General features: G+C 43.8%; 12 protein-coding genes. 4 read left to right on the top strand and 8 right to left on the bottom strand.

Annotated features, from left to right (window positions below; all coding sequences use genetic code 11):
• Window positions 1-38: 38 nt before the first annotated feature.
• Window positions 39-947 carry a LysR family transcriptional regulator gene (locus AC6R05_RS06495; protein ID WP_150869483.1) on the top strand — a complete coding sequence of 303 codons (909 nt, stop codon included), beginning with the start codon at window positions 39-41 and terminating at the stop codon, window positions 945-947.
• Window positions 948-1,005: 58 nt separating this feature from the next.
• Here AC6R05_RS06495 and AC6R05_RS06490 read toward each other — a convergent pair whose 3' ends face one another.
• Both AC6R05_RS06490 and AC6R05_RS06485 read right to left on the bottom strand, forming a co-directional pair.
• On the bottom strand, window positions 1,006-3,495 hold the full coding sequence (locus tag AC6R05_RS06490) for a putative bifunctional diguanylate cyclase/phosphodiesterase (protein WP_500646941.1): 2,490 nt from the start codon (window positions 3,493-3,495) through the stop codon (window positions 1,006-1,008).
• Window positions 3,495-4,607, bottom strand: a complete 1,113-nt coding sequence (locus AC6R05_RS06485) for a substrate-binding domain-containing protein (protein WP_152470501.1) — start codon at window positions 4,605-4,607, stop codon at window positions 3,495-3,497. The genes AC6R05_RS06490 and AC6R05_RS06485 overlap by 1 nt, the downstream gene beginning before the upstream one ends.
• An 81-nt stretch (window positions 4,608-4,688) precedes the next feature.
• Between AC6R05_RS06485 and AC6R05_RS06480 the strand changes: the two genes are divergently transcribed.
• Window positions 4,689-5,783, top strand: coding sequence for a substrate-binding domain-containing protein (locus AC6R05_RS06480; protein WP_500646940.1), 1,095 nt, complete (start codon window positions 4,689-4,691; stop codon window positions 5,781-5,783).
• Between the two features lie 116 nt (window positions 5,784-5,899).
• Here the strand turns inward: AC6R05_RS06480 and AC6R05_RS06475 are convergent, their stop codons facing one another.
• Together AC6R05_RS06475 and AC6R05_RS06470 are read right to left on the bottom strand one after the other, a co-directional pair.
• Entirely contained in the window at window positions 5,900-7,585 is a 1,686-nt protein-coding gene (locus AC6R05_RS06475; protein ID WP_500646939.1) for an alkaline phosphatase family protein, read from the bottom strand.
• Between the two features lie 133 nt (window positions 7,586-7,718).
• A complete protein-coding gene (locus AC6R05_RS06470) occupies window positions 7,719-8,504 on the bottom strand; it encodes a formylglycine-generating enzyme family protein (protein ID WP_500646958.1) in 786 nt (261 codons plus the stop codon).
• Between the two features lie 137 nt (window positions 8,505-8,641).
• Here AC6R05_RS06470 and AC6R05_RS06465 point away from each other — a divergent pair, with 137 nt between their 5' ends.
• Both AC6R05_RS06465 and AC6R05_RS06460 read left to right on the top strand, forming a co-directional pair.
• The gene (locus AC6R05_RS06465) at window positions 8,642-9,964 is read left to right on the top strand and encodes an anaerobic sulfatase maturase (RefSeq protein ID WP_500646938.1); all 1,323 of its coding nucleotides are present in this window, start codon (window positions 8,642-8,644) and stop codon (window positions 9,962-9,964) included.
• Between the two features lie 19 nt (window positions 9,965-9,983).
• Window positions 9,984-11,039, top strand: coding sequence for a hypothetical protein (locus AC6R05_RS06460; protein WP_500646957.1), 1,056 nt, complete (start codon window positions 9,984-9,986; stop codon window positions 11,037-11,039).
• A gap of 55 nt (window positions 11,040-11,094) precedes the next feature.
• Here the strand turns inward: AC6R05_RS06460 and AC6R05_RS06455 are convergent, their stop codons facing one another.
• The 4 genes from AC6R05_RS06455 to AC6R05_RS06440 all read right to left on the bottom strand — a co-directional run.
• Window positions 11,095-12,144 carry a sulfate ABC transporter permease gene (locus AC6R05_RS06455; protein WP_500646937.1) on the bottom strand — a complete coding sequence of 350 codons (1,050 nt, stop codon included), beginning with the start codon at window positions 12,142-12,144 and terminating at the stop codon, window positions 11,095-11,097.
• A gap of 2 nt (window positions 12,145-12,146) precedes the next feature.
• A complete protein-coding gene (locus AC6R05_RS06450; protein WP_285464506.1) occupies window positions 12,147-12,623 on the bottom strand; it encodes a hypothetical protein in 477 nt (158 codons plus the stop codon).
• A 9-nt stretch (window positions 12,624-12,632) separates the two neighbouring features.
• On the bottom strand, window positions 12,633-15,911 hold the full coding sequence (locus tag AC6R05_RS06445) for a response regulator (RefSeq protein WP_500646936.1): 3,279 nt from the start codon (window positions 15,909-15,911) through the stop codon (window positions 12,633-12,635).
• 116 nt (window positions 15,912-16,027) lie between these two features.
• On the bottom strand, window positions 16,028-16,536 hold a 509-nt coding region (locus AC6R05_RS06440; RefSeq protein WP_500646935.1), incomplete at its 5' end, for a DUF3131 domain-containing protein.

Here is a 16,536-nt window from a genome sequence, read left to right as displayed (position 1 = left end):
TTCATCATGGGGAGTCTGTTTAGCTATATTGGAGCTCTATGAAAAGCACTGAACTGAACCTGATTCCCATTTTTGTCGCGATTTACGAAGAACAGAACTTGTCTAAAGCGGCAGCGCGTATGGATATAAGCCAGCCGGCAGTGAGTAAGGCGCTAGCAAAGCTTAGAGATATCTACGACGAGCCTCTGTTCCATCGTACTACGTCGGGTGTTGAACCAACCGCTTTTGCATCGGACATCTATCCTGCAATGTCGGCCGCTTTGAAAAACTTTACCTCAACGCTCTCTGCATCGCGAGATTTTGACCCTAAAACCTCCAATCGAATCTTCTCGATCGCTTGCGTGTCGGCTGCGAGTTATGAGTTGATGCCTAAACTGATGAATCTCATCAGCCAAACTGCTCCCAATATTGCTTTAGAAATTCACCCTCTGTTTACTGAAGATTATGAGTCGGACTTACGTTTGCAAAGACATGATCTTATTGTCGACATGACGCCGAGAGGGCGCACCATGTTGAAACACGAAACGATTTCAACAGAAGAACTGGTGGTGGTGTGTCGTGAAGATCACCCAACGATTGGCGATAGCATGGATATTGAGGAGTTTCTGACCCATGACCATGTGGTTGTTTCTCGTTGGCATGCCCGAAAAAGCTTATTGAGCGCAGAGGATTCTCAAGAGTTAGAGAAACGTCGTATTGTGTATCGCGCGGCTGGAGTCGTCGAAATGATGCCCGTCATCGAGAACTCCGACTACATCGGTATGTTGCCTATGTCGTCGGTTCGTTGTTTTGGTAATAAATACAAACTTAAGACCTTGCCACTGCCATTTGATCTAGAAGATTTAGATATGTGTATGATTTGGCACCCGAGTAGAACTAACGAGCCTAGTCATAAATGGCTTCGAGGCAAATTGAAAGCGGCTGCTAAAGAAGTCATGTCGCAATAAAATGATGACCCCAGACGTTTGTGTCTGGGGTATAGCGGCTAAGGAACAAGAGGTTACGTTAGACTTGCTCTAACGTAACCTGCTTTGGAACGAGTTCTCGGTTTTGAAGGAAGTAAGTTAGCCAATCATCAACAGGCAGTGGGCGTGCAAAGAAGTAACCTTGCGCGTATTTACAGCCGATTTGGCGCAGTGTGCGCACATGGCACTGTGTTTCTAAGCCTTCTGCAATCACCGAGAAATTCAGTATTTGCGCTAGTTTGAGAATGGCGCACGTAATTTCATAATCAACTTTCGACGAGTTGATGTCCTCAACAAAGCTTCGATCGAGCTTAACGCAATCCGCAGATAGATTTTTCAATACCGATAGCGATGAATATCCGGTACCAAAATCATCAATGGCGATCTTGTAACCTTTAGAGTGCAGCAACTCTATCGTTCTTGAGCAGGTTTCGAAATCACGCATCATGTCACGCTCAGTTATTTCTAATAACAACTGATGAGGCTTACAGTCCGTTTGATCAAGGATCTCTTGCAACTGTTCTGCAAGGTCTGTTCTATAGAACATTCTTGCAGAGAAGTTGATTGAGAAAGTGACACCTTCAAGGTCAATGCCGTCACGTTGCCATTCAGTAATCAGGCACGCTACTTTTTTGAACACCCATTTATCAATATCGATAATCAGGTCGCTCTTTTCGGCAACTTCTAGGAAATCAACAGGCGGAAGCAAACCAAGCTTCGGGTGCTGCCAACGAACCAATGCCTCGGCACCAATAATCTCTTGAGTATTAAGGTCTACCTTAGGTTGGAAGAACACTTCCAGTTCGTCATTAGCGATCGCATGGCGTAGACCCATATTGGTTTCAATAAGGTCGTGAGCTTCGTGGGTCATTTTATCTGCATAGACTCGGTATTGATCTCGACCATTTCGTTTTGCGTGATACATTGCAGTATCTGCGTTTCGAATTAGGGTTTCGCGATCAGCACCGTGAGTAGGGTACTCACATACGCCAATACTCGCAGAAACGAAGATAGAGTTGCTACCGATGTAATATGGTCGTCTCAATGCATGATTGAGACGCTTAGCGATCGGTTCGCTCTCTTCTAATCTCATGTTCGGGTATACCACTAAGAACTCATCTCCGCCCATTCGAGCAACGAAGCCTTGATCGCCAACGATGTTGGTTAAAATGTCTGAAACACTCACTAATAAGTTGTCACCGGGTGCATGACCGAGTGAATCATTAATGGTTTTGAACTCATCGATATCAAGATAAAACAGCAAGAAAGGCGAATTGTTATCGATAGACTGCTGGATCTCTCTATCTAACAGCTTGGTCGCTAACAAACGGTTTGCTAAACAAGTCAGTGGATCGTGGTGTGCGAGAAAGTCGAAGTTCTTTTTCTCTTCTGTTAGGTCTAAATAAGCCTCTGACAGACGCAATGACATATCGTTATAGGCTTTCTCAAGGTGTGACCATTCATCAGTACGCCCCAAGTTGATTGGCTTTCTGAGGCTTTCCGATTCCAGACGATCAAAGCCTTGTTTCAAGGCATTCAGTGGTTGTCTGATGTGGTGTCTGACAACGTAGTTTACCAATAGCATGGATAGTAAGACCGCAAATAAGCTGATGATAATCGCGTTGAACCTTGAATTTGCGATCTCTTTTTCTAACTTGTCGGTCAGTGCTAAAGCTTGCCCTTGAACACGCGACTCTGTGTTTTCTACCATATCTAGCAGATCACTTTGAGCTTCCAATAGAGATGCCATTACGATCCAGCGTTGCTCTAAGTTAGCTCTAATGCGTTTAAGGGCTGCGTTGTACCGTTTTACGGTTTTGCTAATTTTCTCTTTTTCTGCAATGACAGCAGCTGTTTTGATATCAACGTTTTCTAAGTGAAGTAGAAAGATATCGAGTTCTTTTTCGACGGCAATGATCAGCACCTTTTCCGTTTCTGGCGTTATGCGGCTATGGATGTCGCCAATCATTTTTCCTGATGTTAGAAAAGACTCTCTTAACATATTGAACAGGTCGAGCTCATTATCGTAGTTGATCAAGTTAGGTTGCTCTATGAGCCTAAGTCGACTGTCTGCTATGGCGAATTCGAGCTGATCAAGTTGCTCAGATAAAGTGACATCAATTTGATTGGTCTGTTTAAGGATTCGATTGAGCGCCAGCGAGCTACCTAGAAAACGATGAAAATTATCAATGAATGCGTCGATCTTTTGAGAAAAACCTTCATTGGTCGATAAATCTCTAAGCTTTTGTAGCTGTAAATCCACGTTGAATGCTTCTTCTGAAAGCGTACTTTCACTGAACAAAAAGGTTTGTTCGAGCAATTTCACTCTTGAAGTTAGTGCAAATACACGACGGCTTATTTCAGAGTTAACAATGAGCTCTGAAACATGCGTTGAAGTTTCTGTTTTCAATGTCGACTCAACGTAGTAGAGCGATCGAATCACAACGATCACCGCTAAACTTACAATCAGCAGCGATACAAGGTTGGACAAGATGAGTCTTTGAGTGATGTTTATCTGATGTAATTTCATTAACGCTTCCAAATCTTCAGATAGGCTTCACGGTAGCCATTTTGAGGGTCGTAGACCCCTTTATCTTCTTGGCCGATAAGTTCGTCAACATTGTCTGGAGTGACGAGATGCACTGGAGCTGAATACCCACTCGGTGGCATGCCATTGAATGCGCGATTTAGCTCATCAACTATCTGCCAACCTTGTAAATATAAAGGCTCAGGAACCGTGGCCAGTTGGAATTGACCGCTGTTAATACGTTTATAAGCTGCTTTGCTGCCATCACCAGCTGAAATGTTGTTAGGGATGACTCTCAGTTGTTCGACGTTGGTCTCTAAAGAAGGGATCGCATAATCAATGTAAAGGTCATTAATTGCTAAAAGGTGGGTGATTTCTTGACCGTATTTCTTATCGAGAGTTTGTAGCGTAGCAGGCATCTGCTCCGCAATTTTGTCTAGCGGCAAATAGTGAAGTTCAAGAACATCACATGTTGTACAACGCTTAATTGTGTCGACCATCGCATTAGCTTTGATCATCGCAATCTCATAGTTAGGGTCGGTAAAGACCACTGTTTTAGCTTGGCCATTAGAATTGACTATCGCTAAAAGCGCTGCAACTTCTGCAACAGCAAGAGGATCGGTTGTAATGTTGGTATATAGACCGATTTCTGGGTTGCCACCGACAAATTCAGTCGCGTGCCATCCAATAACAACAATGCCAAGGTCCTCAGCTTGTTTAAGAATGTGTTTATGTCGAACTGCATCAATACCGCCTAATACAATCGCGTCGGGCTTGAAGCTGATAGCCTTCCTGATTGCTGCGCCTTGACGCACTTTTGAGCCTAAGCCGTCAATGAATCTAAGATGCCAATTGATGTTCGAAATGGCTTCAGAGATACCTCGACCAACACCATAAACGCCTCCGTTGCGAAGATCAGAGGCAACAAAGATGACATTTTTCTCGTGGCGAATCCTTGGGCCTTGAGTGGGTCCATCCCAATGTTGTTGGCTTGATACTGCTCGTATCACTTTCTCTTTCGCATATTCGAAGAATTGCTGTTCATTGTCTGCCAAACTGGGAGTCACCCAGGTACCAACAAGCAGCCAACTCACAAAAATTAACATTTTATTCATGATGTTTATAAAAGGCTTTAAACGATAACGGCTATATATTTATAATATTGTCAATAAACATTCAAACTTTTGGTAACATTTATGCCGGGTCAGATTTATAAAAACATTTTATCGGTCTTAATTATTGCTTGTTCTACGCTCTCTTCTTCCATTCAGGCTGACGGGGTTAGGTCTGAATCAGACGTTAAGAAACTTCATAAATTTCAAGAAACTGTCAGTGGAAAACCTGTTGCTTTAGCACCAATGACGGTGGAAAAACCGGTTCGAATTGCATTAATTTACCCAAGTGCAGATATTTCTGACTTTTGGATACGAAACTACGTGGCATTGAAAGAGCGACTGGTTGCATTGGATCTGCCATTTGAAATCGAACAATTCACTTCTAAACAGATCGAGCACTCGCTGCAAACTCAATACATCGATCAAGTTCTGAGCTCTGATACGCCTTATGACTTTGTGATTTTTGGTCCGTCAGAACTAGGTTTTCAAGCCGAGAACATTCAAAAACTGTCTGCATCCGATGAATTCAAAACCTTTATTTGGGCATTCCACACACCAAATGAAAAATGGGAGCATCAGCCAGACAGCTGGTTCGACTTTTCAAGCGCAATGGGGGCGGAAGTGTTGTGCGATCATGTCGTGAAGGAGCTTGGAGAAGATGTGGAGTTTTCTGCAAATCGAGGAATACCGGGAATTACCGACACACAGCGTTCTCAAGGCTTTATTGACTGCGTAGAAGAGAAGGGCAATTGGCTGACAGTTTACGAGCACTTTGGTCAATATCAGAAAATTGGTGGTGCCGATGGGATTCGATTAGTACTAGGAAACTTCCCAGAAGTGACCATGGTACATAATGCCAATACCGCAATGACAATCGGGGCGATTGATGCTCTGAATGAAGCTGGAAAATTGCCAAACATCTATCTAACGGGTTGGGGTGGAACAGCCAAAGAGATTGAGAAGATTCGTTCAGACGAGTTAGATGCTACGCCAATGCGTATGAGTGATGATCTCGGTGTTGCGACGGCTGAAGCAATAAAGTTTCACCTCGAAAAGCGTGAGTCAGAAGTACCACTCATTTATCTAGGTCGTATCACTGTGGTACACAATAAGATGAATGATGACCAGTTAGATAAGTTAACGGAAGAAGCATTTCGCTATTCAGGTAAGCATTAATTCATGGTTGCCAAATAAGAGTTAAACAAAGAGTCGATTATCTATGTGGCGCAAACGTCCGCAGATAATCGACTCTTACTTTTGGTTATCAAACTGAGTATTAGCCGTAATATCTTCTAATTAGTAACTTCTTTTAGAACTTCTCCGATTGAGCCACTCGGTTGAGTAATTCCAAGTTTGTTTGATAGTGTCGGAGCGATGTCGTATGGAGTGATACTGCGCGATACTTTCTGACCTTCCACATCGTAACCTGCAAAGATCACCGGCACGTGAGTATCGTAGCGCCAAGGTGAGCCATGAGTAGACGCGATCTGTAACCCTTCCATATCGTTAATATAACTGCGAGGCGCAAACACAATATAGACATCACCAGAGCGTGCCGGGTGATAGTTGTTCTTTATCAGGTTCATGATGTGTGTATCTGGTACGCGATTGGCTGCAATATCAGTGCTCGATACGGCATAAGCCACACCTTCGACTTTTGATACCTCATCCGCTATTGCTGCTTGTACGGCCGCTAAATCTACTTTTTTCTCTATTAAGAGTTCATGGTTTAGGTATACGTATGGTTGAGCATAGAGACGAATCGCATCTTTACTTAAACCGAACTCATCTTTAAGGCGTTTTTCAACACCCGCTGAAAGAAGAGAGTCTTTATTAAAATACTGCGCTTGGGTAAAGCCGAGTACGTTCGCCGCAGGTGAAGATTCCGGAACCCCGTGGTCTGCCGAGAGTACGATTAGGGTATTTTCCAATCCTACATGGTTATCGATGTTCTTAAATAGCTTCGCAAGCGTCTTGTCTAATCGAATCAGGTTATCCTCAGCTTCTAGACTCTCAGGGCCATAAAGGTGGATAACATAATCGTTTGATGAAAAGCTGACTGATAGGTAATCAGTCGCTTTCCCTTGCCCCAGCTTCTCTTGCATCAATAGGGTGCTGGCAAAGTCCTCAGTAATCTCATCACCAGCAGGGCTGACGGTTAACATAGTGCTGTAGTACTTGTAACTAGCAGGTCCATAAGGGTGTGGGAAGGTGCGTTGGAAACCTGCTAACTCTACTTTATGGTCTGGGTTATGCTCTTCTAGGGTGTAAGCCTCTCTAGGTAGCGATAACTCCCACTTCTGCTTGGAGTATTGGCTAGGGATGGCTTTTTCATTCCATCGTTCAACCCAAGCTGGGTACTCATCATAGTAATAATTACTGGTAACAAACTCAGATTGTGCCTTGGAAAACCAGAATGCTTTGCCACTATGACCAGCGAGAGAAATCGCACCACGGTCTTTAACGGATACTGCAAATATCTTGGACTGACCACTGTTTGAAATAGTCAGTTCGTCACTGAAAGTGGTAGAGAGGATCGGCTCTGGAGAACGACCATCACCACCTGCCGCTTTTTGCGTTGGGTCGATTTCTGTCGCTTTATCCACGCCAGCGCCAGAGGTCAACATGTTGTAGTTTGAGTCCTCAACGTTGTAGACCAAACGCTCTTGACTGCGGTCGTACCAAACGTTGCCGACCATGCCATGAACGCTAGGCGGAGCGCCTGTTGCTAAAGAGACGTGACCAACAATGGTCTCAGTATTGCCATGTTGGTAATGTGCGTTGGTGTAGTAGGTGCCATCTTCCATTAGGTAGCGAAAGCCACCTTCGCCAAAGTTATGTTGGTATCTTTCTAGAAGATCCGCACGAAGACCATCTACGGTGATTTGAAGTACTAAATTGGGTTTGTTTTCAGAAGCAAGCGTAGGTAAAGAACAGACAAGCGCTAGGGCGAGTCCAGACAGTTTCGCGTATTGCATAGCATACCCTTGAGAATTGTTATTTTAACTGACGTTGTAAAGATGGTTAAAAGCAGCGGTAAATCAAAGGATCTTCATTGCTTCATAACCATCAGTTATGTCATGACGGATGAGTCACTAGGCTCAAATGAGTTTATTTGTCTTTAACGAGGCGTAGTCCCATGTCAGACATGGTGATTGACTGACTTGCGAAATCGCGTCTGTAGCTTTCCGATTCATCACTGTCGTAGGCAAAACTGCCGCCTCGGACTGACTTGTGTGATAAACCAATGTCACTGTGTTTAGCATTGTTCGGATTGTCGGAAGGTGCGTATCGGTAATAAGTGTCGTCGAACGCATCAATAACAAACTCGCCAACGTTTCCCGTCATGTCATATAAGCCTAGTTCATTGGGCTGCTTTAAGCCTACCGGATGGGCACTATTTTTTGAGTTTTTAGAGTACCAAGCTACGTCGTCTAAGTTATTGGAACCACTATAGATATATCCCTCACTTTTATTACCACCTTTGGCTGCAAACTCCCATTCTGCTTCCGTTGGTAGGCGGTAATTCTCACCCGTTAATTCGTTGAGTTGGTCAACAAAATAGACGGCTTGTTGCCAGCTTAGATTGTTCACTGGTACTTGTGGGTTAGGGAAGTAGCTCATCGATGAACCCATTACAGATTCAAAGATCTCTTGGGTTACCTCAAACTTAGAAATATAGAAGCTGTTTACGGTCACTTCACGTGCGGGTGTCTCTGCTTTTTTTGCTGAGTTTGCGTCGGAACCCATGCTAAAGCTGCCGCCTTCGACGAGTACCATGTCTTGATTGATACGTTGGGCAATAGGGTGCTCAGGTGTTGTCGCACAACCTGAAACCATCAAAGTAAGTAATATGCTGCCAGCAGTCGTTAAGTATTTGTAATTCAAGCTCTTCATTAGGAAGCCTCTATCGAATAGGAGTGGCGTAATTTTACCCATTTCGGCTATTCCAATTGGTTATAAAGGGTATAACAAGCTACTGATAGCAAGGCGTTTTATGATTAGTGCAGACACTAAAAATAGGTACATGAATCATGCATATTACTCAAGGTCCTCAATATAACGGTAAGGCTTCAAAACGATTACACGTTATGGCGAAACCAATTGGTGCGGCATGCAACATCGATTGCACGTACTGTTATTACCTAAGTAAGCAGGATTTATTGGAGTACAAGAAAGGTTGTTCTCCAAAGATGGACGATGAAACACTAGAAACCTATATTCGCCAATATATTGAAGGCCAAAACACACCTGAGATTATTTTCTCGTGGCAAGGCGGTGAGCCAACCATGCTCGGTCTTGAGTACTTTCAAAAGATTGTAGGTCTACAAAAAAAGTACCAACCCCAAGGCGTAGTGATATCTAACGACCTCCAAACCAATGGCACTCTGTTGAATGATGAGTGGTGCCAGTTCTTAGCTGAGAACAACTTCCTAATTGGTTTGAGCATTGACGGCCCAGAATTACTACACAATACCTATCGAACCAATAAAGCGGGGCGCGGCACCTTTAAGCAGGTGATGGCGGCGGTCGACCTGCTACATAAACACCAAGTGAAATTCGCGACACTAACCTGTGTGAATAATCTTACTAGCCAGAACCCGCTAGAAGTGTACCGATTCTTGCGCGATGTTGTTAAATCGCCCCAGATGCAGTTTATTCCTATCGTAGAGCAGAAGACGTTCCGCACTGTCGCACCTCAAACTTCTGAGTTCGATGCCCAGCTTGTGCAAGGCGATAAGCGACTTATTCCTGGGCATAAAGATTCGGTGATGGAGTCGTGGTGTGTATCTGATTTAGCGTGGGGCAACTTCCTCATCGCTGTGTTCGATGAATGGGCAAGAAACGATATTGGTAAAGTCTTCGTGCAGTATTTTGAGGCGAGCGTCGAAACTTGGATGGGGCGTCCAAATCCGTTATGTACCCTAAATGAGCTATGTGGCAAAGGCTTGGCTATGGAGCCAAATGGTGATGTGTTTGCTTGTGACCATTATGTGTACCCAGAATACAAAGTGGGTAACATCCACCATCAGAAACTGGATCAAATGGCGTACAGCCCGTCTCAACAAACATTTGGTTTTGCTAAATCGAAAACTCTGACAAGCCAATGTCAACAGTGTGATTATAAGTTTGCTTGTCATGGTGAGTGTCCAAAAAACCGTTTCATAAAAACTCGAGATGGAGAATCAGGCTTAAATTATCTGTGTGCCGGGTGGCATAAGTTCTTTTCTCATGTCGATAAGTCGATGGCTTACATTCTGAGAGCGATGGGACATCCCGTAGCACACGGAAAATATAGTGATGCAGTATTGATAGCAAAACGTCGTCAGCAACCGACATTCGAAACTAAGTTTTAATTGGAACGAGGCACTTATGATGATTAAAAGAAATTTAGCGACCATGATTGCTTTAATGCTGTCAACGTCAGGTTTTGCAGCGAGCAATGACTTAAGTCCCGCTCAAAGTGGCTCGGTTTTACAAACACCAGCAGAGCAACATGTCGAAGGGGAGCTTTCTAGTGATCCACAGCAACGCATTCAACAGCTTTCGTACATGGCGCAAGACCAATCACAATCAATACAGAATCGCACAGGCGCACTGCGAGCGTTAGGCGCCTATCCAAGCCAAAATGCGCTTGTCGCGGTCGCGCGAGGATTGAAAGATTCAAACTCTGAAGTGCGAGAAGCGGCAGTGATTGGTGCTGCGCCATATCCTTTCGAGCATCGTTGGACTCTCGTATCACCGCTACTCAATGATGAATCAGAAATGGTTAAACACAGCGCCGCTTCAAACCTTGTCCGTGATTACGGTGTGATGAATGCGGACCAGAAAGCGCAATTGGATGAGCCAGTAACATCCCTGATTGAGTTCCTGGAACAACAGCCAACACAGGAGTATCAGTTACTATTAGCTGATGTGCTGCGTTGGTACGCGCATCCAGATAAGGCAGAGACTATCTATCTTGAACTTGTGAAAACACGATCTGAAGATCCACAAGTATGGTTAAGCTTTGCAGATAACTACCGAGCTCAAGGGAGAGACAAAGAAGCAGTGAGCATACTGGATCGCGGCCTTGAAAAAATGCCTGACAATGCAGCTCTGCACTACTCAAAATCGCTCACTCTAGTGCGTTTAGAAGACAAAAGCGCAGCGGCTGCTGAAATAGAGAAAGCAGCACACCTAGCAAAAGATAACAGTTACTACTGGTACCTTAATGGTGTTCTACAAGAACCTTTAAGCATAGATAAATCGACAGAATCATTCGAAAAAGCGTACATGATCTCTGGTGCGCCAGAGCAGTTGTATGCGGTGTGTGACATCTATGTGCGATACGGACATCAGAAGAGTGATCAGTGTTTGTCTGAGTTAGGGAAAGTCGCTCCAGATTATGTGATTAAACAACTGAAAGAGAAGCGAGTTAATCCTAGTTAGTAACCAAAAGAGCTCAACCAAGTTGAGCTCTTTTGGTATCTGTCGATGAGATAGTCTAGAAAACGAAATTAAGCATGATGGTGTAGAGCATCGCATTATCGTCAGTTGGACTATCGATAAAGGCTCCGGTACCTCTGCGTGCCTCAAAGTATTGTACTTCTCCGTTTAACGATACATTTGGTAGCACATCGTAGTCCACGCCTAAGGTATAGCTATTTCCAGACAAGTGTTCATGGTCATTAAACTGCGCACCATAGACCGCATAAGGGGTAAACAAGCCTAAGTGGTAGCCAAAACTGGTATAGAATGACGACGAAAAGTCATTGGTTTGTGCTTCTGCGGCAACGACGGCACTACCAAATTCATATTCTGTTCCCAACGACCACATCTGAATGTGTTGGTTGTCTTCAGTAGGTAGGGTTCCGAAGCTTGCTATCGTTAACTGTTGGTCGAAGTTCGAATCAAGGAAAGCGGCGTTCCAGCGGTAATTGTCACCGCTAATCACCATGTTGACGCCAAACATCCGATTGGTTGTAAATTTGATATCGGTTGTGCTGTTGAATTCAACCTCATTTTCATCTTTTATACCGTAAAACGGGGTTAACTGTAGGCTGGCTTCATCGGTCAACTCATAGTTCCAAGAGACCTTCGCACCGTTAAAGGCAGTGATACCGAGAATACTGTTGTAAACCTCTGTAGGTGGCCTTGCTGTCATATAAGCTTGGCCGACATAATAGTATTCCGATGCAAGAAAAAGGGGCAAGCGAAGGCGGCCAACACTGAAGTCAAAGTCGTTGTATTCGTAGCCGATGTAAGCCCATTCCAATGCTGGGTCATTCCAATCGTCCTGAGGTCTTTTCACTACTTGAACCGATGCTCTCAACGCACTGAGGTAGTAGTCGAGTTGCAGACCAAAGGTGGTGTCACAGTCGTAGCAGTTCTCGTCTTCAAAGCCGCGATTGATCATTAAAAGCGTATCGTTATCTGACCTTGCCCATGATGTTGAGCCAAAGCCGCTTAAAGATAAGCTGTCTGTTAGCTCTATGACTGCAAAAGCAGGAGAAGCGAGAGCACAACCTAATACTGACGTTACAATTCTTTTCATCGTTATTTCTCCGCGCTAATTACATAGAGCACATTGGCATCTTGAGGGATGGAATCTAATGGTGCGTAGCCGATACGGTTAGGTTTATCATTTAGCCAATTAATTAGATTCTCTGGGTTTGGGGCTTTAATCTCTTTTGGATGTCTTGCTTTCCCCGAGAACGAGAGACTTGCCCAATGTGCATTCATCTGTGCGGTATTTTTTCCTAGTAGAAGTTGATAGAAATCCTGTCTTTCATTGGTATTGGCAGGCCAATCAGACAGCTCAACTCGTTTACCGTTTAAGCGTTTAGTTTTTCCTCTGTACAGCTTTCTTGCCTTGTTAATTGTTATCTCTTGAAACTCAGAGTCGAGAGAAAAGATAGCGTATTCGCCAACCGCATGTGCGGGGTTAATCAGTAGGAGACAACCAAATAACCCAAGAGCCGCAGGTTTCACGGCTTGGCGTTGTAATTGAATTAGTGTATTTCTCCAGTTCATTGGGCTCTCCTAGCTCGTAGCACTTTCAATCTGGTGGAACAATTTATCCTTTCGAACTGGTTTGGCTACGTAGCCATCCATACCTGAGTCGTAACACTTTTGGATATCGTCATCGATGACACTTGCGGTCAATGCGATGATTGGCGTTTTATTGAGACCGAAACTTTGTTCATGTTCTCGAATTTCTCGAGTTGCGGTGAAACCATCTTTTACTGGCATCATACAATCCATCAAAATTACGTCGTAGCTATTGTCTTTACGGTACATGTCGACCGCTATTTGCCCATTGTCTGCGATCTCGTAAGAGTAACCGGCCTTTTTGAGCATCACCGATGCTACTTTCTGATTTACGCGATTATCTTCAACTAACAGAATTCTTTCTGATTTGGCGACAATGTTCTCTACCTCTTCTTTTGGTGTAAACGTTGGCTGCGGTGTTGAAGCGTTTGGCACTGAAGTTTGCTCATTCTCTTTTTTCTCCGATTCTTTGACACTATTGATTGGCGTTACTGTCGCAATATTTGTTTCAGATTGGAGTTGCTGCGTTAGCGGGATAGGAGCACTTGCCTCAACGGCAGAGATGACCTTCTCTTTTAACATCTCGAATTTAAACGGCTTAGGGATGTAGTCATCCATGCCGACGTCGAAACATCTTTGGATGTCATCATCAATAACACTGGCGGTGAGTGCGATGATAGGTATACGGCGTGGAGAGTTAATCTCTTGTTCTATTCGGCGTATATTTGCGGTTGCTTCAAAGCCATCCATAACCGGCATCATACAGTCCATTAAAATAGCGGCGTAATGAGGGTTCGCTGTGTACATATCCACTGCTTCTTGCCCATTATTGGCAAACTTGAAGGTGTAGCCACTTTTACCAACGTGTAAACCTGCGATCTTTTGATTTATCTTGTTGTCTTCAACGATCAAGATCACCTGTGACGCACACTGTTTCAAAGTTTGGTTCTCAGAACGCTCAGCTTGTCCTTGGCTATCACAATGCTCAAGTGCTTTTATGAACCTCAAACCAAGTAGCGGTTGTGATACTTGGGCTGTGATACTTGGGCCTAGGTCAACGGGTTCACTCAAGAAGGAGCGAATTAGACAAACCTTCACACCTTGTCCATTGGCATCATCTAAGATCGCTTTATGATCATTTGCTTGCAGTTGTTCGTCTTCAGCGAAGATGACGGTTGTTGGCTTAGCTTTATCGACAGTCTCCAGTAGAGCAGGGAGCTCGCTTGCTGCGTTTGAAGCTTTAGATAGCGTGAGTGAATAAAACTCTAAATCTTGCTCGATGCGCTGTGTTAGGTGCTGGTTGTTGCTGATTAAAATAATATTTGAAGTGACAGTGCTCGCTTTGGCTTCATTCACATCGACCGGCAACTCAAGGTCAAAGTAGAAGCAACTTCCTTTTCCTTTCACTGAATCTAACTGGATTTTCCCGCCCATTAATTCCACTAACTGAGTACTTATCGCTAGACCGAGGCCCGTACCACCGAACTGGCGAGTGGTGGAATCATCTTCTTGAGCAAATGGTTCAAATATCTGTTTCTGCTGCTTCTCATCGATACCGATACCTGTATCTTGTACAGAGAAACGAACCTTAACGCTATGAGTATGACTTTCTTCTGCGTTAGGAGTGTTCTGATTTACAGAGTTAATGTCGCCTAAGGTATCAATCGATAGAGTCACTGCACCTTCAGTGGTAAATTTCACTGCGTTAGACATGAAGTTCATGAGTACTTGTCTCAAGCGGTGATCATCAATCATGACTCGACTTGGCGTATTCGGGCTAATGTTGACGTTAAGCGCTATTTTTTGCTCTTTAGCCTTTGGCGCGACAATTGAGGCAATATCATAAATCGATTCACGGATTGAGGCAGAATGAGGGCTTATTAGTAGCATACCAGACTCAATTTTCGAGAAGTCGAGGATGTCATTAATGAGGCTTAGCAGTAGGTGCGACGATGTATCAATGGTATCAACATAATCTCGTTGCGTTGGTGTGAGTTGGGTATCGGATAAAATCTCAGAAATACCAATAACCCCATTGAGTGGCGTTCGGATTTCGTGAGACATATTCGCCAAAAAGCTACTTTTGGCTTTACTCGCCTGAATCGCATTGTCTTTCGCTTTCTCTGCATCTTCTTTGGCTAATGTTAGGCGCTCTTTGGCGTGCTCCCTTTCGATGGTTAACCTTTCTACTTGCTGCGCGAAGAGACTCAATTCATCTTTACCTTGAACCAATTTTGACAGCGATGGACGTTGACGTCCGTCTTCACTTTTCAGGAATTTTAAGATTAATCCCAGATTATTCGTCACTTGACGCGCTAGGCTGATCGTTAGCCCCATGACTACAGCCGCGAGCAGAGTAACCAGACCAATAAACAGTGTTCTTTGCATCTCTGCATTACTGATCGCAAGTTCCACTTCGTTTTGGAACTCTTGTTTAATGACGTTTGATAACTCTTGAAGAAGATTCAACCTAGCACTCATCGCAGCTAAACCAGTGTTGATCTCGTCAGATGAAAGTTGGTTTATAGACTCTGCACTGAATAGGGCACTTCTGATCTCTTGGCTTTGAATGAACACCTCATTACGAAACACTTCGACCATCTGAGCAACCTGGTTTTCATTAGCGTTGAGAGTAATAAAGCGCTCCAAAAACAACAGTTGTCTTTCACCGAGTGTTTTTATCTGCTCTGCTAATTCTGGGTCGTACTCTTGTTGGTTTTGGAAAATGTCCAGCAGTGAAGCGCTCAACTTAAATTCTTCGTTGGACCAAAACGAGAGCCACTCCAACTGTTGAAGAGCGTTTAAGTGTTGCTGGATTTCGCGTTTGGTGACTTCAAAGGGTACACGTTCGATGGATAGCAGTAGTTGCTTGTAGAGGTCACTTTGCCACTCGATGGCGTCTAACTTATCGAAGCTATCGGTTGCTTCCATAGTCGATAATGTTGCTTCGCTAAAGTCAGAAAGCAGCTGATTTACCTCAGTTGATTGTTCACGAAATATGACCGGAGAGAGGGCTTTTAGCTCCTCTTTTGCTTGAGCACTTTGAGCAACAAAACTGGTTGGGTCTGGAGCAAGCGTACTCCTATAAAGTATTGATATATCTTGTAAATAGACCGCTAGTTTATTTGTTCTTTCAAAGTCATGTAACTGCTCAGTTAAGAACAGCGCTTGTCTACCTGCGAGAAACAACAGCAAGGAGATAGGAAGTAGTACTAAGCCGAAGAGTTTATGTTTGACTGACAAATTATTCCATATTGTTTTTGTAGACATATAGGTTCCATCCAACTACACGCATATACAAACAGTAGGATAAACTGCCCAAATTGGAAATTTTATTTGATGAATTTTGAATGAAGTGTGGAACAGGTAACTATTTGATGGAGGTATTAATTTAGGATTGGAGTACGACCTTTTGACTTGTACCAAAGCCCTACCAAAATGAGGGAGTTAGTGTTGATGTTTAAAGATGCGTTTATCCCGCCATTTGAGTACTTACCTGCTGGTATACTGCGAAACTTTAGACTGCTACCCAACACCTCTTGGTACAACAAATCGCTAAACTCATCATCAAATAAAACACTGAAACCAAATCCAACTTTGTTGCTAAGAACTTGCGGGTTTTCAATGGTTTTTCCTGAAGGACTGACGCTTGTCCAAGCCTTTCCGTAATAGTAGATATTGTTATAAGCAAACCAAGGGTTTTTGCTCATTGCGTCTTCGGCGTACGCGCTGATGATTCCGGTCTCTTCCCATTTTTGCTTGTGTAGCTCATAAAAGGGTACTAACTGACTCCAACTCGGGTCACTTTGATACTCAATACTCGCGAGAACATAAGGATCACTGGTTAGGAACGGGACGTTGCGTGAGTCAATCTGAATATCGATACCTTGAATCT

The sequence above is a fragment of the Vibrio sp. R11-SG3-ISO9 genome (genome assembly GCF_059834255.1).
The sequence above is the reverse complement of the archived record's forward strand: the minus strand, read 5'-3'. Positions and strand labels throughout refer to the sequence as shown.